Source organism: Hydrobacter penzbergensis, from assembly GCF_900106985.1.
GTDB classification, from domain to species: Bacteria; Bacteroidota; Bacteroidia; order Chitinophagales; family Chitinophagaceae; genus Sediminibacterium; species Sediminibacterium magnilacihabitans.
Genome location: NZ_FNNO01000002.1, coordinates 1 through 18,359 on the forward strand (window position 1 = coordinate 1; position 18,359 = coordinate 18,359).

Annotated in this window: 15 protein-coding genes; 6 read left to right on the top strand and 9 right to left on the bottom strand. The window is 46.4% G+C overall.

What is annotated here, in order from left to right; genetic code table 11:
• On the top strand, window positions 1–228 hold a 228-nt coding region (locus tag BLU98_RS17675; protein WP_257574675.1), incomplete at its 5' end, for a hypothetical protein.
• Window positions 229–296: 68 nt separating this feature from the next.
• On the opposite strand, the gene truA is transcribed toward BLU98_RS17675, so the two are convergent.
• The gene (gene truA, locus BLU98_RS03260; RefSeq protein ID WP_092721992.1) at window positions 297–1,040 is read right to left on the bottom strand and encodes a tRNA pseudouridine(38-40) synthase TruA; all 744 of its coding nucleotides are present in this window, start codon (window positions 1,038–1,040) and stop codon (window positions 297–299) included.
• A 5-nt stretch (window positions 1,041–1,045) separates the two neighbouring features.
• Window positions 1,046–1,720 carry a hypothetical protein gene (locus BLU98_RS03265; RefSeq protein ID WP_139173819.1) on the bottom strand — a complete coding sequence of 225 codons (675 nt, stop codon included), beginning with the start codon at window positions 1,718–1,720 and terminating at the stop codon, window positions 1,046–1,048.
• A 145-nt stretch (window positions 1,721–1,865) separates the two neighbouring features.
• Between BLU98_RS03265 and BLU98_RS03270 the strand changes: the two genes are divergently transcribed.
• Window positions 1,866–4,340, top strand: coding sequence for a M1 family metallopeptidase (locus tag BLU98_RS03270; protein ID WP_092721996.1), 2,475 nt, complete (start codon window positions 1,866–1,868; stop codon window positions 4,338–4,340).
• An 88-nt stretch (window positions 4,341–4,428) separates the two neighbouring features.
• On the opposite strand, the gene pyrG is transcribed toward BLU98_RS03270, so the two are convergent.
• A complete protein-coding gene (gene pyrG / locus BLU98_RS03275; RefSeq protein ID WP_092721998.1) occupies window positions 4,429–6,078 on the bottom strand; it encodes a CTP synthase in 1,650 nt (549 codons plus the stop codon).
• 252 nt (window positions 6,079–6,330) lie between these two features.
• Here pyrG and BLU98_RS03280 point away from each other — a divergent pair, with 252 nt between their 5' ends.
• Window positions 6,331–7,218, top strand: coding sequence for a dienelactone hydrolase family protein (locus BLU98_RS03280; protein WP_092722000.1), 888 nt, complete (start codon window positions 6,331–6,333; stop codon window positions 7,216–7,218).
• A 65-nt stretch (window positions 7,219–7,283) separates the two neighbouring features.
• Here BLU98_RS03280 and proC read toward each other — a convergent pair whose 3' ends face one another.
• Genes proC through purL form a run of 3 tightly spaced genes read right to left on the bottom strand, consistent with a single transcriptional unit; the run spans window position 7,284 to window position 11,315 of the window.
• Window positions 7,284–8,084: a pyrroline-5-carboxylate reductase gene (gene proC / locus BLU98_RS03285; RefSeq protein ID WP_092722002.1), complete on the bottom strand. Its 801-nt coding sequence runs from the start codon at window positions 8,082–8,084 to the stop codon at window positions 7,284–7,286.
• An 18-nt stretch (window positions 8,085–8,102) separates the two neighbouring features.
• Complete coding sequence (gene rfaD, locus BLU98_RS03290; protein WP_092722004.1) at window positions 8,103–9,104, bottom strand: ADP-glyceromanno-heptose 6-epimerase; 1,002 nt, start codon at window positions 9,102–9,104, stop codon at window positions 8,103–8,105.
• A 6-nt stretch (window positions 9,105–9,110) separates the two neighbouring features.
• The gene (gene purL, locus BLU98_RS03295) at window positions 9,111–11,315 is read right to left on the bottom strand and encodes a phosphoribosylformylglycinamidine synthase subunit PurL (RefSeq protein ID WP_092722433.1); all 2,205 of its coding nucleotides are present in this window, start codon (window positions 11,313–11,315) and stop codon (window positions 9,111–9,113) included.
• 420 nt (window positions 11,316–11,735) lie between these two features.
• Between purL and BLU98_RS03300 the strand changes: the two genes are divergently transcribed.
• Together BLU98_RS03300 and BLU98_RS03305 are read left to right on the top strand one after the other, a co-directional pair.
• Window positions 11,736–13,925 carry a glutamine synthetase III family protein gene (locus tag BLU98_RS03300; RefSeq protein WP_092722006.1) on the top strand — a complete coding sequence of 730 codons (2,190 nt, stop codon included), beginning with the start codon at window positions 11,736–11,738 and terminating at the stop codon, window positions 13,923–13,925.
• 212 nt (window positions 13,926–14,137) lie between these two features.
• The gene (locus BLU98_RS03305; protein WP_139173820.1) at window positions 14,138–14,542 is read left to right on the top strand and encodes a hypothetical protein; all 405 of its coding nucleotides are present in this window, start codon (window positions 14,138–14,140) and stop codon (window positions 14,540–14,542) included.
• 129 nt (window positions 14,543–14,671) lie between these two features.
• Here the strand turns inward: BLU98_RS03305 and accC are convergent, their stop codons facing one another.
• The 3 genes from accC to efp all read right to left on the bottom strand — a co-directional run bounded on the left by accC (window position 14,672) and on the right by efp (window position 17,302).
• Window positions 14,672–16,009 carry an acetyl-CoA carboxylase biotin carboxylase subunit gene (gene accC / locus BLU98_RS03310; RefSeq protein ID WP_092722010.1) on the bottom strand — a complete coding sequence of 446 codons (1,338 nt, stop codon included), beginning with the start codon at window positions 16,007–16,009 and terminating at the stop codon, window positions 14,672–14,674.
• A 109-nt stretch (window positions 16,010–16,118) separates the two neighbouring features.
• Window positions 16,119–16,595 (bottom strand): acetyl-CoA carboxylase biotin carboxyl carrier protein, encoded by a 477-nt coding sequence (gene accB, locus BLU98_RS03315; protein ID WP_092722012.1) that lies wholly within the window; start codon window positions 16,593–16,595, stop codon window positions 16,119–16,121.
• 140 nt (window positions 16,596–16,735) lie between these two features.
• Window positions 16,736–17,302 (bottom strand): elongation factor P, encoded by a 567-nt coding sequence (gene efp / locus BLU98_RS03320; protein ID WP_026769315.1) that lies wholly within the window; start codon window positions 17,300–17,302, stop codon window positions 16,736–16,738.
• Window positions 17,303–17,439: 137 nt separating this feature from the next.
• On the opposite strand from efp, the gene sucD reads away from it, so the two are divergent.
• Window positions 17,440–18,312, top strand: a complete 873-nt coding sequence (gene sucD / locus BLU98_RS03325; RefSeq protein ID WP_092722014.1) for a succinate--CoA ligase subunit alpha — start codon at window positions 17,440–17,442, stop codon at window positions 18,310–18,312.
• Window positions 18,313–18,359: the final 47 nt, after the last annotated feature.

Genomic DNA, 18,359 nt, shown 5'->3' on the forward strand with positions numbered 1-18,359 from the left:
TTCTTGCTGCTGTTGTTTCCAAATTTTCAAAGACCTTCCGTATACTTAAACCCCGCAGGGCTTTACGTCGTTTTTAACCGGGGTGCAAAAGTAGCTACTTCCCTCTTATCCTCCAAATCTATCTCAACTCTTTTTTTACTTTTTTCCTCCCCCAAACCTCCAAGAACCAGCCCGCTTTTTTTACAAACGGGTTGCAAAGATATACAGTTTCAACACAGTTCCAAATAAATTTGAAAAAATAAAACACACATTTTCTGAAACGATTATCAACAAAGGGTTTCAGCGCCATAGTTTTTTTAAGAGAAGTATCCATCAGGATATATCACCGCTTCCAGAAACAAGCCTTGCGGCGGCGTAGTAAAATCGGCCAGCGTGCAGTTACGCGCTTCTATGATCTGTTTGAAATCATCTATGCTGATTTGTTCTCTTCCTACTTTCAACATCGTTCCTACCAATCCGCGCACCATTCCCCTCAGAAAACGATTGGCTTTTACCCGGTAAACAAGCCCGTTATCCACAGTCTCCCATGCCGACCGCTCAATCGTGCACTGAAAAGTCTTCACCTGGGTATTCCGTTTGGAAAAAGAAGTAAAATCACGGTAATCCATCAATACCCCTGCCGCTTCATCCAACAGGGCCTTATTGAGCGGATAAGGATAGAGCCAGCCCCTGTCTTTCAGAAAAGGATCTTTATGGCGATAAATATGATAACGGTATGCGCGGGCGATGGCATCGAAGCGGCAATGGGCCTCATCGGGCATTCGACGTATACTTTTTACCGCCACATCGGGCAGCAGGATGGCATTGAGATTATACACATGCTTATCCGTCAATTCCAGCTCTGTATCTACATGAAAAAAATTCTGCAAAGCATGTACCCCTGCATCTGTCCGCGATGAGCCAGTGAGTGCAAAAGGCGCTCTGAATAAGACTTCCAGCGACCTTGTAAGTTCCGACTGTATCGTGCGATGATGATCCTGCACCTGGAAGCCGCTGTAATGCGTTCCCATATATGCCACTTCCAGGAAATACCTCGCCATGCCTGTTATTTTGAAATGTGCGGCACAAAAAGAATGACCGTATCGGCCTTATTGCCATTGGGCACTACATAAACCAGGTCTACCCCATCTGCTCCCGTTTTCTCATATATCTTCCGGATGAGCGAACCAGCCTGTGGTCTTTTTTCTGCTGCACTGGCCGTACTCACCGGCGCCCCCTGCTTTACTTCTGTAGTCACTATATTCTTAGATTCGGCAGCTTTCTGTTCCTTCCGCTTCACAACCGGTTTTTCCTCTGTCACTACCGGCTTTTCTTCTGTTGCTACCGGCTCATCAGCAGGCTTCTCTTCTGTTTTAGCCGTTGCTGCCGTGCCTTTGATGATGTTGAAGCTGACCATATCGAAAAGCATCCAACTATTGTCAACTCCTTGTTTCAACGAAAAACCACGGTCGTCTTGTCCCAGTTGAATCTTAAATGCATATTCATTCATACTCCTGGGAAAACCCAGTAAAATAGTGTAGTCGCCACTGTTCAATTGTGGCACCAGCAGATATCCGCTGGCATTGGAACTATAGTTGGCGCCGTTCAGCTTCACATAATAAGGCTGGTTGTTTTCCGACTGAATATAGATATACCGTGCATGTTGCGCTTCTGCACTACCGAAGATCAACGCCATCAGCAACGATAAGATCAAACAAAAAATAGTACGCTTACCTCCCATGAACATCTGTTGTTTTTACAAAAATACTTAAAAACCTTACTTGCCATCACTATACAGCAAAGGGTTCCGGCGCTCCGTTCGTAAAATTATACTCGTTTCAATAATCTTCCGGTTATCTTTAACATTGAAAAGCTAAAACTATTTCATGAAAAAACTCTTACTCGCCATTACCTTATTTTCAGCGGTGATGGCATCATCTCAACCATCCGGGAACACCGACGACGGATGGAAAAAGATCTACCGTGCATTTGCCACCAAGGTCAACGACCTCGTACACACCCGTCTCGACGCCCGCTTCGATTATGAGCATGCCTACCTCAACGGAAAAGTATGGCTCACTTTGAAGCCGCATTTTTATTCAACCGATTCTCTCCGGCTCGATGCCAAAGGAATGGATATCCACAAAGTAGCCCTTGTTAAAGCCAGCGGTGCACAGGTTCCGCTGAAATACGCTTACGACAGTTTCTTCCTGGATATCAAACTTGATAAGGTCTACAAAAAGAATGAGTCTTACACCGTATTCATCGATTACACCGCCAAGCCCAACGAATTCAAGACCGAAGGCAGTGCGGCCATCACCGATGCCAAGGGACTGTATTTTATCAATCCGAAAGGAGAAGAAAAAGACAAGCCTACGCAGATATGGACACAGGGTGAAACAGAAGGCACTTCTGTTTGGATACCCACGATCGACAGGCCCAACCAGAAGTCTACACAATTGTTCAACCTCACGGTTCCTGCAAAATATATTTCACTTTCCAATGGCTTAATGACCAAACAGGCTAAAAACGCCGATGGTACCCGCACCGATACCTGGGTTATGACCCAACCGCATGCGCCTTATCTTTTCTTCATTGGTGTGGGTGATTATGCTGTTGTGAAAGACAGTTACAAAGGCAAGGAAGTAAGTTATTATGTAGAGAAAGAATACGAGAAAGTAGCCCGTAAAATTTTTGGTTATACGCCCGAAATGATCCGTTTCTATTCTGAGAAACTGGGCATTGAATATCCCTGGCCTAAATACAGTCAGATCGTTGGCCGCGACTATGTAAGCGGTGCCATGGAAAATACTACCGCTACCCTGCACCAGGAAAGCGCCCAGCAGGATGCGCGGGAACTTGTTGATGGCAATGCCTGGGAAAGTGTGATCGCCCATGAACTTTTTCATCAATGGTTTGGCGACCTGGTAACTGCTGAAAGCTGGAGTAATCTTACGGTGAATGAAAGTTTTGCCGACTATAGCCAATACCTCTGGTTTGAACATAAATACGGGAAAGACGAAGCTGGTTTCGAACAATACAAAGAGATGCAGGAATACCTCAGGAGTACCGATACCGATCGTGACCTTGTTCGTTTTTATTACCGCGATAAAGAAGATATGTTCGACCGGGTGAGTTACAACAAAGGCGGCCGTATCCTGCATATGCTGCGTAATTATGTAGGTGATGATGCCTTTTTTGCATCGCTTAATAAATACCTCACCACTTACAAATATGGCAACGGCAATGCCTACAAACTGCGACTGGCATTTGAAGAAGTGACAGGTAAGGACCTGAACTGGTTTTTCAACCAATGGTATTTTGGCAATGGCCATCCTAAACTCGACATCAGTTATGCATACGATGCCGGAAAGCATATACAAAAAGTGATCATCAAACAAACGCAGTCGGGCGACAAGACATTCAAACTGCCCCTGGCCATTGACGTATATACAGGATCACAAAAGCAAAGACACCAGGTATGGGTGGAAAATAAAGTAGACAGCTTCCTGTTTACAGTAAGCGCAAAGCCTAACCTGGTGAATGTAGACGCCGACAAAATGGTACTGGCCGATAAAAAAGATAATAAAGGCCTCGAAGAGTTCATTTTCCAATACAAGCATGCCGGCAATTACCTCGACAGAAGAGAGGCTGTTGAATTTGCCAGCAAAAAAATCAAAGACCCGGCAGCTTATCAATTAGTGTATGACGCCCTCAGCGATCCTTTCTATCGCATTCGTTTGAAAGCGCTTGGCAGTTTTGGTTCCGCTACATTGGATGCGCCTACGATTGCCAGGATAGAAGCCATTGCAAAAAAAGATTCCAGCCGCATAACAAGAGCAGAAGCCATCGCAGAATTGGGTAAGCTTAAGCTCAGTCAATATAGAAGCTTCTTCCTTTCTGCCGTGAACGATTCATCGTATTCTGTATCTGGTGAAGCACTGAAAGCATTGGCCGGCATCGATTCTGCAACTGCGCTGAAAGAAGCTACCCGTCTTTCCGGCGAAAAGAACAAAGGCAAGTTGTTATTAGCGGTTACCGATGTACTGGTCTCTTATGGTGGTGAAAGCAATTTTGAAACAGTAGCAGAGAAGTTTGCTGCCATGCCTGTAGGCCAGGAGAAATTCACTTTTCTGATGCCTTTTGGGGAATTTGTCAGCAAGCTCACCAATCCCGCGCAATTCCGTCGCGGAGTAGACCTGATCGTTGCATTTAGAAATGCTATCCCTTCACAAGTACGTGAACGAACCGATCCTTATATCAATGGAATGATCCTGGGAGGTATCCTCAGCAAAAAAGAAGCTGCCGGTGCCAAGGAAATGGCTGATTATATCAAATCAAAAACAACATCCTTAAAATGAATAAAAGAAGGGGCTGCGTCAAGTTTTTGACGCAGCCCCTTCTTTTATTCATTTTTGCCCTGGGCTTAAGCCCAGGGCAAAATATTATTTAGATCTTTTCTCCAACAAGGCTCGGCTTTTTAACCTGCTCTTTCTGATCATTGTATTTTTTTGCCGCTTCTACAAAACTCACAAACAACGGAGCGGGTTTCTCTACGGTACTTTTTAATTCAGGGTGGTATTGCACACCAATAAAGAATGGGTGCTGGGGTATTTCAATGATCTCTACCAATCCTGTTTCGGGGTTATACCCACTTGCATACATACCATACGCTTCTAGCTGCTCCAGGTATTCATTGTTGAATTCATAACGATGACGGTGCCTTTCACTGATATGGGTTTCGCCATAAATACGGTATGCCAGTGATCCTTCTTTGATTACACAAGGATAAGCGCCCAATCGCATGGTGCCACCCATCATCTTGATCTTTTTCTGTTCTTCCATCATGCTGATCACTGCATTGCCGGTAGACGTATCCATTTCTGTTGAGTGTGCGTTGGTTAATCCGAGTACGTTCCTAGCAAATTCAATCACCGCCATCTGCATACCCAGACAGATACCAAAGAAAGGCAATCCTTTTTCACGGGCATATTGCACCGCCACGATCTTTCCTTCAATACCCCTCAGGCCAAAACCCGGTGCAACCAGTAATCCATCCAGTCCTTCCAGTTTTTCTGCCACATTATCTGTGGTGATGTATTCGCTGTGTACATTCACTACCTGCACTTTTACTTCGTTGATGGCGCCAGCGTGTACAAAACTTTCGAGGATAGATTTATAAGCGTCCTGCAGTTCAATGTATTTTCCGATCAGGCCAATGGTGACTTTGCTTTTAGGATATTTCAGTTTATCGAGAAAGTCCTTCCATTTTTCCAGTTCGGGTTCTTTGTAACCCTGTATATTCAGTTTTTTCAGGCAGATCAGGTCGAGTTTTTCACGCAACATGAGCAGTGGCACTTCGTAGATGGTGGGTGCGTCCATCGCTTCGATCACTGCTTCCTGTTTAACATTACAAAACAATGCGATCTTTCTTTTGATGTCGTTACCCAGGGGCTCTTCTGTACGACATACGATGATATCGGGATGCACACCTGTTTCGCTCAGCATTTTCACACTGTGCTGGGTGGGTTTAGTTTTCAATTCCTTCGCCGCTTTCAGGTATGGGATGAGGGTGAGGTGTACCACCATTACGTCTTCATCGGGTAGTTCCCATTGCAACTGGCGCACGGCCTCGATAAAGGGAAGGCTTTCGATGTCACCTACTGTACCGCCTATTTCTGTAAGGATGATGTCATATTTGCCATCCTCACCCAGTAAGAGCATCCTTCTTTTGATCTCATCGGTGATATGGGGTACCACCTGTACGGTCTTACCCAGGAAATCTCCCGCCCTTTCTTTATTGATCACTGTTTGGTAAATGCGTCCTGTAGTAACGTTGTTTGCCTGTGAAGTGTAAATACTCAGGAAACGCTCATAATGCCCCAGGTCGAGATCTGTTTCAGCACCATCTTCGGTTACATAACATTCTCCATGTTCATAAGGGTTGAGTGTACCGGGATCCACATTGATATAGGGATCAAATTTCTGGATGGTCACTTTCAACCCTCTTGCCTGCAATAACTTCGCCAGTGATGCAGCAATGATTCCTTTTCCTAAACTACTCGTTACCCCGCCGGTAACAAAAATGTGCTTGGCCATGATCTGCTTTATTTATCAATTTATCTATTACATGCAAAAAAATACCCAAATGACTCATCAACAGGGCTGCTGTTGCTGTGTCAGTGAATCCATTAAAAATTTGACCTGGGAAATGATTGTGATATAAAATATCTCAGAGGTCATACAAAGGTACGGCAAAAAATTTGATACTGAAAAATAGCGGAGGCAACTCTTTCTCGTTCCGTTGCGAATTGTTAATTTGAGGTGAACATCTTTATAAAATCCTCTATTATGAAAAAAATAGCATTCCTGGCAGTGGCCGCTTTTTGCACAGCAGCCTTTCTCGCTTACCGGTATAAAGCACCCGAGCCCAGGCTGTTGAGTGCCGATTGTTACGTTAGTTGCTTCAACGGCGATGTACGGGAACAGTTCCGCCAGGAAGCTGTTACGCCTGCTTTTGCCGCTATGCATGAGCAGCCTTTGTATTATAAATTAGAAAATGCAACCGGAGAACCGGTAAGTTTCAAGGCGGCCGATGGAACCCCGGCCATGGGATACCAGATCAAAAGCAAACACAAAACGAATAACTGGATATTGGTGATACAGGAATGGTGGGGACTGAACGACTATATCAAAAGGGAAAGCGAAACACTGGCCAGGGAGTTGGGCGATGTGAATGTGCTCGCCTTGGATTTGTATGATGGAAAAGTGGCCGCTACACCCGACAGCGCCATGAAGCTGGTGAGGGCGGTTAAAACAGAAAGGCTTGAAAGCATCATCAAAGGTGCCATCGCCTATTCAGGTGCGCAGGCAAAGATTTATGCGATTGGTTGGTGTTTCGGCGGCATGTGGAGTTTACAAACAGCTTTACTCGCCGGAAACCAGGCAGCCGGATGCGTTATGTATTATGGCCGTCCCGAAAATGACTTATCCAAATTGAAGACACTGCATTGCGATGTGATCGGGTTCTTTGGCAATAAAGACAAAAGTCCTTCTCCAGAAATGGTCACACAATTTGAACACGATATGCAAGGCCTGGGTAAAAAATTGACGGCTTACAAATACGATGCTGGTCATGGTTTTGCGAACCCCAGCAACCCATCCTTCAATAAAGAAGCAACGGAGGATGCACATAAGAAAGCTATTGCTTTTTTGAAAGCGCATTTGGATTCGTTGTGAGTTGTTCGTTGTGAGATGTTAGAATAAGAAACTCTATCAACTAACATCTCACAACGAACAACTCATCACATATCATCTACAATCTTCTTATAGCTCGTAACGATCCCTTTGATGAGGGAAGAACTGAATCCCTGGTGCTCCATTTCATTCAAACCGGCAATCGTGCATCCCTTGGGGGTGGTTACTTTATCGATCTCCTGTTCGGGGTGCGTATTTTTTTGCAGCAGCAGTTCCGCAGCACCTTTCACTGTTTGTGCTGCGATCAATGAGGCCGTTGCAGCGCTGAAACCGATCTCGATGCCGCCCTGGATATTGGCGCGGATATAACGCATAGCGTAAGCAGTGCCACAGGCACCCAGTACAGTGGCGGCATCCATTAACTTTTCTTCAATGAAGACCGATCTGCCCAACTGATCGAACAGGGCGGATACATATTGTATTTGTTCTTCGCTGGCCTGGTGCGCGCAGATACAGGTCATGCTCTGTTGTATGGCAATGGCCGTATTAGGCATGGCACGGAAAACAGCGAACCGGTCGCCCACGATTTCCTGGATGTCTTTGATCCATACGCCGGTAACCACGCTCACAAGCACATGCTTTTGAGGATCGAGCAGTGGTTGCAGGCTGGCGAGTACTTCTTTTATCTGGAATGGCTTTACGGCCAATATGATCCACTCGGCGTAACGTATCGCTTCCGCATTGTCATTGCTCACCATCACCCCTTTCGTTTCCAGCGATTTGAGGGTACTGATGTTTCTTTTGGTCACCACCAGGTGCTCGGGCTTGATGAAATGACTATTCACCAATCCTTCGGCCATGGCCATTCCCAGGTTGCCGCCACCAATGATGGCTATTTTTTTATTCATAACTGCTGCAATTGCCCGTTAAAAATATTGCATTGTGGCGAGATAATGGCGCACATAATCGTTTACGCCTTCTTCGAGTGAATAAAAATCATCGGTGTACCCTGCATGATGAAGCTTCTGCATATTGGCTTCTGTGAAGTACTGGTACTTATCGCGTATATCTTCCGGCATATCAATGAAAACAATATTTGGCGCCTTGTCCAGCCCTGCAAAAGTGGCTTTCACCAGGTCGTTGAAACTGCGGGCCTTGCCGGTACCCAGGTTATACAGGCCATTCTTCGCAGCTGACCAGGCGCCGTTGAGCATAACGTGCATCATCCATCCCATCACTTTTACCACATCCTTGACGTACACAAAATCGCGCAACTGCTCACCGTCTTTGAACCCTTCTTTATGGCTGCGGAATAATTTCACCACACCCTCTTTCCGGATCTGGTTGAATGCATGCCAGATCACGCTGGCCATACGGCCTTTGTGGTATTCATTCGGACCATACACATTGAAGAACTTGAGGCCTGCCCAACAAGGCGGCTGTTCTTCCTGTGCTAAAGCCCATTTGTCGAATTCATTTTTGCTGACACCATAAGGATTCAACGGATGCAGTTGTGCTACTACTGCATGGTCATCATTGTAACCCAATGCTCCATCGCCATAAGTGGCGGCAGAAGAAGCATAAATGAGTGGAATATTCAAAGCAGTGCAGTATTGCCATACCTCTTTAGAGTATTGCACATTGAGCGCTTCGTGAATGCTGTAATCAAATTCAGTGGTATCGGTACGCGCGCCGAGGTGTACCACGCAGGCAACAGCCGGCTGGTGGTCGTTGAGCCAGTCCATCAGGTTGTAGCGCTCAACAATATGTGCGTATTTTTTATGTTCCCAGTTCTTTCTCTTCGCTTCAATGCCAAAATCATCTACCAGTACCAGTTGATGGAACCCCAATTCATTCAGGTATTGCACCATGCAGGATCCGATGAAACCGGCCGCACCTGTTACAATGATATAGGGTTGTTCTGGCATCGAAATTTAATTCAGCAGTTTTTCAATGGCCGTATCGTATTGTAGTTTCCAGTCTTCAATGCTGCCCCAGTTCTCACCGTTCACTACTACCTGAGAGCCGCCTACGGTTCCCAGCATGGTTACCACAACACCTGCCTCTTCTGCCTGCTGCATCAATGTGGCCGCCTGTGCTTCGCTGCACGATACCACTACCCTGCTTTGTGCTTCTCCAAACCAATAAGCGTCTTTGCGCAAGTTGGTTTGTGCATTTACCTGGAAACCGAGGTTGCGGTTGAACCCACTCTCGAGCAAAGTAATTGCCAATCCGCCTTCGCTGATATCGTGTGCACTTTTCACCAGTTTTTGTTTGATAGAGGCCGACACAAACTGCTGTACTTTATATTCTTCATCCAGGTTGAAATGAGGCGCCGGTGAAAATTCCACGCCCCTGATCTTATGCAGGTATTCCGAAGAAGCAATATCGTTCCTGGCTTCGCCGATCAGCAAGATAAGATCGCCTGCTTCTTTGAAATCCATGGTCATGCGGCTATCAAAATCATCCAGGATACCCACCATACCAATTGTAGGGGTAGGATAAACAGGACCTTCCGGATTCTGGTTATAGAAACTCACGTTACCACCGGTAACAGGTGTGTTGAATTTGCGGCATGCATCGCCCATACCGGTTACTGCTTTCACAAACTGGTAATACACTTCCGGATCGTAAGGGTTACCGAAGTTCAGGCAGTTGGTAACACCGATGGGTTCACCACCACTGCACACAATGTTGCGGGCGGCTTCAGCCACGGCAATCATGCCGCCCTGGTAGGGATCGGCAAAAACATATTTACTGTTGCAATCTACCGTTACAGCCAATGCTTTACCGGTTCCTTTCGCGAGAATGATGGAAGCGTCGCTGGGGGCATTGGTAGAACTGTTGGCAGCGCCCACCATGCTGTCGTATTGCGTGTATATCCAACGCTTGGATGCGATGTTGGGAATTTGCACCAGTTGTGCGGCTGTTGCTTTCAGATCTTTTGTATCGCTGACGCTGTCGATGTTAAAGGCTTTGATCTTTTCGAAGTACTTAGGCTCTTTGTAATCCCTGGTATATTGCGGAGCGCCGCCACCCAATACCAGTTCATGCGCCGGTATTTCGGCTTCGAGTACGCCATGCATGTAGAACTTCAACAGTCCATCGTCGGTTACTTCCCCGATATTGCTGGCCGATAGATCCCATTTCTCAAATACTTTCAGTACAGCTTCTTCTTTTCCTTTTTCTACCACGATCAGCATGCGCTCCTGGCTTTCACTCAGCAGCAATTCCCATGCTTTCATATTTTGCTGGCGTGTAGGCACTTTATCGAGATCAATGCGCATTCCTACGCCGCCTTTGGCGCTCATTTCCGCTGTAGAGCAGATGATACCGGCTGCACCCATATCCTGCATACCCACCACCGCATTGGTAGTAATGAGTTCGAGGCAGGCTTCGAGTAATTTCTTTTCCTGGAAGGGGTCGCCCACCTGAACAGCGGGCAGTTCTTCTGCACTTTCTGCTGTGATATCGGCCGATGCAAAGGAAGCGCCGCCAATACCATCTTTACCAGTAGCGCTGCCTACAAAGAATACGGGGTTGCCGATTCCTTTGGCCGTGGCACTGATCATATCTCCCGCCTTCATGATACCCACACTCATGGCATTCACGAGGGGGTTGGTATGATAACAATCTTCAAAATAAACTTCACCACCTACGGTAGGAACACCGAAGCAGTTGCCATAATGACCAATACCGTTCACCACACCACCCAGCAAACGTTGCGTTTTCCTGTCCTGCAGGTTACCGAAACGGAGGCTATTGAGTGAAGCGATGGGCCTTGCGCCCATGGTAAAAATATCACGTTGTATGCCGCCCACACCGGTAGCCGCTCCCTGGAAGGGCTCGATGGCGCTGGGGTGGTTATGACTTTCTATTTTAAATACAACACCGAAACCGTTGCCCATATCCATCAGACCGGCATTCTCTTCACCGGCTGCCACCAGCATTCGTCCGCCGTCGCGGGGAAGGGTTTTGAGCCATTTGATGGAGTTTTTATAGCTGCAATGCTCACTCCACATACCACTGAAAGCACATAATTCGGTAAAATTGGGGGTGCGGCCCAGTTTCTGTTTGATCAACTCAAATTCTTCTTCTGTTAAACGAAGTTGTTGGGCGGTTTTAACGGTAATTTCCATGATGGCGCAAAGGTAAGGAATCAATGGCTCGATTACTCAATGCTCGATGGCTCAATAACGTTTTAGACTGTCCTGTTGGCATACAGCAAAAAATGGCCTGCTAACTTGTGGCTAACTTTAAGTAAACTAGAAAGTAACTACAGGCTAACTGCCGGCTTACTACCGGCAAACTTGTTCCTTGCTGTTTGCATACTAAAACCAAACTGACACCATACGCTTTCCACACTCCCGAATTCGTCTTCTAAAAAAGTCTTTTTGATAAGAAATTACAAAATAAAATGAATTATAAATAATTCTATGTTTTATTTTTACCTAAAATTTTCACTTTTTTCTTCAAAAAATATCCTACTTGTTGATTTTTTGGATTATTTGAACGTATTTTGTGCCGTTAATTAAGTCAAATAAAACAAACAACTGATTATGTCTTTGAGATTTAATGCCATCAGCAGCATCACCAACGACTCGGCAGGAGCGGCGGTACCCAATGCCAAGATCACCGGAATTTTCGGCTCCAATGTATTTACACTGAAAACAGCCCGCGAATATTTAGCCGATGAGGCTTATAAAAGTCTTGTTACCAGCATCCGTGGCGGTAAAAAGATCGATCGCAATGTAGCCAACCAGATTGCCAACGGCATCCGTGCCTGGGCAGAAAGCAAAGGCGTTACCCACTACACACACTGGTTTCAACCCCTTACCGGCACTACTGCTGAAAAGCATGACTCATTCTTTACCCTGAAAAGCGACGGCACTGCCATCGAAGAATTCGACGGCGCTGCATTGATCCAACAGGAGCCCGACGCTTCTTCTTTCCCCAGCGGCGGTCTGCGCGCTACTTTCGAAGCCCGCGGTTATACTGCATGGGATCCTTCTTCACCTGCTTTCATCATTGAAATCGGAGAAGGTAAAACACTCTGTATCCCTACTATCTTCGTTTCTTATACTGGCGAATCACTCGACTACAAAGCTCCGTTGCTGAAAGCACTGGAAGCCTTGAACAAATCTGCCGTAGAAGTTTGTAACTATTTCGATAAAAATGTAACCAAAGTAACACCTACCCTCGGTTGGGAACAGGAATACTTTGTGATCGATGAAGCACTGGTGAATGCGCGTCCCGACCTGGTACAGTGCGGTCGCACCGTATTCGGCGCTGCTCCTGCCAAAGGCCAGCAATTGGAAGACCATTATTTTGGCTCTATCCCTGAGCGTGTGTATGCATTCATGAGGGATTACGAGCAGGAAGCTTATAAACTGGGTATTCCTTTACGTACCCGTCACAATGAAGTAGCTCCCGCTCAATTTGAGTGCGCTCCTATCTTCGAAGAAGTGAACATCGCTGTTGACCATAATACTTTGCTGATGGACGTAATGAGCCGTGTGGCCAGGCGTCATAAGCTGGTAGTACTGCTGCACGAGAAGCCTTTTGCGGGCATCAATGGTAGTGGTAAGCATAACAACTGGAGCATGGCTACCGATACCGGCGTTAACCTGCTGGCTCCCGGTAAGACGCCCAAGACCAACCTCATGTTTCTTACTTTCTTCGTGAACACCATCAAAGCGGTGCATGATTATTCTGATGTATTGCGTGCTGCTATCGCTTCTGCTCCCAACGACCACCGTCTGGGCGCCAACGAAGCGCCTCCTGCCATCATCTCTGTATTCGTAGGTCAGTACCTGGCGAAAGTATTGGGTGATATCGAAAGCAGGGTGAACACCAAATTCGATGAGCAGGACGAAGCCATCCTCAAACTGGATCTGCACAGGAGCATTCCTGAACTGATGCTCGATAATACCGATCGTAACAGGACTTCTCCTTTCGCCTTCACCGGTAATAAATTCGAATTTCGTGCCGTAGGTTCTTCTGCCAACTGCGCCATCTCTATGACTGTGCTGAACACCATCGTTGCCAACACATTGAAAAAGTTCAAGGCCGATGTTGATGCACTGATCGAGAAAGGTGATAAGAAAGAGATCGCCATCATGCACGTGATCCAGAAATACATCGTTGAAAGCAAGAATGTTCTGTTCGAAGGCGATGGTTACAGTGAAGAGTGGCACCACGAAGCGGAGCGTCGCGGTCTGCCCAACCTGAAAACAACACCTATCGCACTGGATGCCTTCCTGACCGATAAAGCCAAGAAGTTGTTCGAATCTGCAGGCGTTTATTCTCACACAGAACTGGAAGCCCGTCACGAAATCGAACTCGAGAAGTACATCAAGAAAGTACAGATCGAGGCGCGAATCATGGGCGACCTGGCCATCAACCATATCCTGCCTTCAGCCATCAAATACCAGAATGAACTGCTGGCAAACGTAAATGGTTTGAAAGCCGCTGGTTTACCCGAGAGCGCTTACAAGAGCCAATTGGCTGTATTGAAAGAAGTGAGCGAACACATCCAGGTGATCCACGATAAAGTACATGCGATGGTAGAAGCCAGGAAAGTGGCCAATAATATCGACAATACACGCACCAAGGCCATCGCTTATGAGAGCCAGGTGAAAGCAACGTTCTTCGACGAGATCCGCTACCATGTTGACAAACTGGAGCACCTGGTTGACGACGATGCATGGACATTGCCTAAATACCGCGAGATGCTGTTTTTAAGATAAGTTTTTTTGACTTGAGCAATCGGGGGTTGTTCCTTAATTGGGGCAGCCCCTTTTTAATTGCTCCATCTCCCTCATGTTAAAACATGAGGTAAAGTATGAACCATCGTTTTGAACATGCCGATGAATTATGCGTTTTTGCCGACATTACCAATGGCCCATATTTTGAACACTGTACCTTACTTCTGCTAATTTTTAAACTAAACATCAGAAGTATGCAAAAGTTATGTGCATTGTTATCAGTTGTACTTTGTTGTACTACAACCGTTTTACTGGCACAACCTCCCGGAGGCGGACAAATGGATCCCGCTGCCATGGTTCAGCGTATGAAAGAGCGAATGAAACCCATGCTCATTGAAAAAACGAAACTTTCAGACGCACAGGCCGATAAAGTAATTGAAACCCAGGTATGGGCCATGGGCGAAATGCGCGGCATGCGTGACCTTACTGAAGACCAGCGCGCAGCCAAGATGAAATCCATCAATGAAGAAAAAGAGAAAAAATGGAAAGATATTCCGCTGACCGACGACCAGATCAAGTCAGTAAATACTTTCTTTGAAGAAATGAGGAAGAATCGTATGCAAGGTAGTGGTGGGCCCAGGCAGGGCGCGGGTAAATAAACTTCTACTTAAAAGAAACGTCATCCCGAGCGTAGCCGAGGGACCTCATAAGGTCTTTAGCAGGTCCTTCGACTCGCTTCGCTCGCTCAGGATGACGTTCTTCGCTCGCTCGGTATGACGCTTCTTTTTTTATTTCATCTTAAAAGACTCCAAAAACTTCGTCGTGAAATTTCCGCTTCGGAAATCTTCGTTCTGCATCAGTTGCAGGTGGAAAGGAATAGTAGTCTTCACCCCTTCTATCACATATTCGCTCAGTGCACGGTACATGGTACTGATGGCTTCTTCCCTGGTTTGCGCTACTGTGATCAGTTTCCCGATCATTGAATCGTAATAAGGCGGGATCACATAACCGGTGTACACATGGCTGTCTACACGCACACCATGTCCGCCCGGTGTATGTAATGTGGTGATCTTACCTGGTGAAGGCCTGAAATCGTTATAAGGATCTTCGGCATTGATACGGCATTCGATCGCGTGCATCTGGGGTTCATAATTGCGGCCGGATATTTTTTCACCCATGGCAATTTTGATCTGTTCCTTGATGAGATCGAAATTGATCACTTCCTCCGTTACACAGTGTTCTACCTGTATACGGGTATTCATTTCCATGAAGTAGAAATTGCGGTGCTTGTCAACCAGGAATTCAATCGTGCCCACACTCTCGTAATTGATGGCGCCCGCCGCTTTGATGGCAGCTTCTCCCATACGCTGGCGCAGTTCGGGTGTCATGAATGGTGAAGGCGATTCTTCTACCAGTTTCTGGTGCCGGCGCTGGATAGAACAGTCGCGCTCGCTGAGGTGACAAACAGTACCATACTGGTCACCCGCTACCTGTATTTCAATATGCCTGGGTTCTTCTACAAATTTTTCCATGTAAATGCCATCGTTCTTGAAAGAAGCGGCAGCTTCTACTTTGGCCGTGGTATATGCTTTTTCCAGTTCTTTTTCTTCCCATACTACGCGCATACCTTTACCACCGCCACCGGCAGTAGCTTTCAGGATCACAGGATACCCTACTTCTTTCGCAAGCGATTTGGCCTGCTCTGGACTCTCCAACAACCCTTCTCCTCCGGGCACCACCGGCACACCGGCTTTGATCATGGTGTCTTTAGCGGTGATCTTATCACCCATCTTATTGATCATCTCAGGTGCAGGCCCGATGAACTTGATGCCATGATCGGCACATATCTGTGAAAAGCGGGCATTCTCTGCGAGGAAGCCATAGCCTGGATGCACTGCATCGGCATTGGTGATCTCGGCAGCAGCCATGATATGAGGGATATTCAGGTATGAGTCTGCACTCTGGGGTTTACCGATACAAACCGCTTCATCTGCAAAGCGTACATGAAGACTATCCTTATCGGCTGTGGAATACACTGCCACTGTTTTGATTCCCATTTCCCGGCAGGTCCTGATCACACGCAACGCGATCTCTCCACGGTTAGCTATTAATACCTTCTTAAACATGCTTTTTAATTTCTTAATGACAAGAGAGATGTTAGTTGATAGTTGTCAGTTGTTAGAAATAGAAAAAATCATCTGACAACTATCAACTAACATCTAACAACTATTAAAACTAGGCCGGCTCAACCAGAAATAAAGGCTGATCGTATTCAACCGGGCTCGCATCATCTACCAACACTTTTACGATGGTACCGCTTATTTCACTTTCAATTTCATTGAACAATTTCATCGCTTCTATAATGCACACCACTTTACCGGGTGTGATCTCTGTTCCCACATCTGCCAGCACCGGTTTATCGGGGGATGATCTGCGATAGAAGGTTCCTATCATGGGACTTTTTATGGTAATAAGGTTATCTGTTTTAGCGGGGGCGGCTGGAGCAGCCGGAGCGGCTGGGGCGGGGTTTGCAGCGGGTTGAGGGGCGGGAGCTGTTGTGATCACCTGGTGATGGGCAGGGGCGGCTACCGTTACAACCTGCTCTTCTTTTTGTTTGATGGTTACCTTACCATCTTTGTCTTCTATACTGATCTCACCAATGTTACTCTTATTGATGATTTTGATCAATTCATGAATCTGCTTTAAGTCCATATTGGGGCAATTTTAGGGGTAAAATCAGTCAGATTTGGTCAAATAGGGGGACAAAATAGCCATTTTTTGATAAAAAAGGGCCTTTTTCGCCTTTTATCTGCTTTCCAACATTTTTCTAAAAAACAAATAAAACAATGGGGTTATTCTTTCACCCTTTCCACGTAGTCGCCGGTCTTGGTATTAACGCGGATCAGTTCACCATCTTCCACGAACAGCGGCACCATAACAGTAGCGCCTGTTTCAACAGTAGCGGCTTTCAGGGCACGGGTAGCGGTATCGCCACGCAGACCGGGTTCGCAATAAGTGATCTTTACAACGATCTTTTCGGGAAGTTCTGCACCAATGGGCAATTCGGTTTCTGTATTGATGAATACAAACACTTCAGATCCATCTTTCAGGAACTGGGGTGCATCGATCATTTCTTCTCCCAGCACAATCTGCTCAAAGGTTTCATTGTTCATCAGGTTATATCCTGAATCGTCTTTGTACAGGAACTGGAATGCTTTTTTCTCTACACGTACAGGGAAAATGTTTTCACCGCTGTTCCATGTTTTTTCAATAGAGCGGTTGTTATCAACACCTTTCAGTTTCGCCCACACTTTTGCGGCGGCACGCGCTGTTTTATTCTCTCCGAATTCCACCACGGAATACAGGCTGCCATCTAGTTTCAAAATCATACCACGACTGATGTCGGATGTAGTTGCCATAGTTTTAGTTTTAAATATGCCCTCAAGGCAGGCGCAAAAGTAGGAATTGAACAGGGAAATGAAAAGAAAACATACATAATCCTCCTATTTCACCTTATTTTTGCGCCACATTTCACAAAACTCCAGAAATAGTTCCCATGTCAGTATTAGTGAACAAACAATCAAAGATCATTGTTCAGGGTTTTACCGGAACAGAGGGTACCTTTCATGCTACCCAGATGATCGAATATGGTACCCGGGTAGTGGGTGGTGTTACGCCCGGTAAAGGCGGCAGCACGCACCTCGACAGGCCCGTTTTCAACACAGTGGCCGATGCGGTAAAAAATACCGGCGCCAATGTGAGCATCATATTTGTTCCGCCGGCTTTTGCAGCCGATGCCATCATGGAAGCAGCCGAAGCTGGTATTGCACTGGTTGTATGTATCACAGAAGGCATTCCTGTGCAAGACATGGTAAAAGTGAAAAACTATTTACTGGGAACGAAGACCCGTTTGATCGGACCTAACTGTCCTGGTGTGATCACCGCAGATGAAGCCAAAGTAGGTATCATGCCGGGCTTTATTTTCAAACCAGGTCGCATTGGTATTGTTTCCAAAAGTGGTACCCTTACTTATGAAGCGGCAGACCAGGTGGTGAAAGCCGGACTCGGCATCAGCACAGCCATTGGTATCGGTGGAGATCCCATCATCGGCACGCCTACCAAAGAAGCCGTTGAATTGCTGATGAACGATCCCGAAACCGATGGTATCATCATGATCGGTGAGATCGGTGGCAGCATGGAAGCCGATGCAGCACGCTGGATCAAAGACAACAAGAAGAAACCCGTAGTAGGATTCATCGCCGGTCAGACAGCGCCTCCCGGCCGCCGTATGGGACATGCCGGTGCCATCATCGGTGGTGCAGACGATACTGCCGCTGCCAAGATGAAGATCATGGCTGAATGTGGTATCACTGTAGTAGCCAGTCCCGCCGATATTGGCAAGACCATGGCCGAGGTATTGAAAAAATAAAAAAGTTAAATCCATAGATCATCCCGGTAGTATTCCCGCTACCGGGA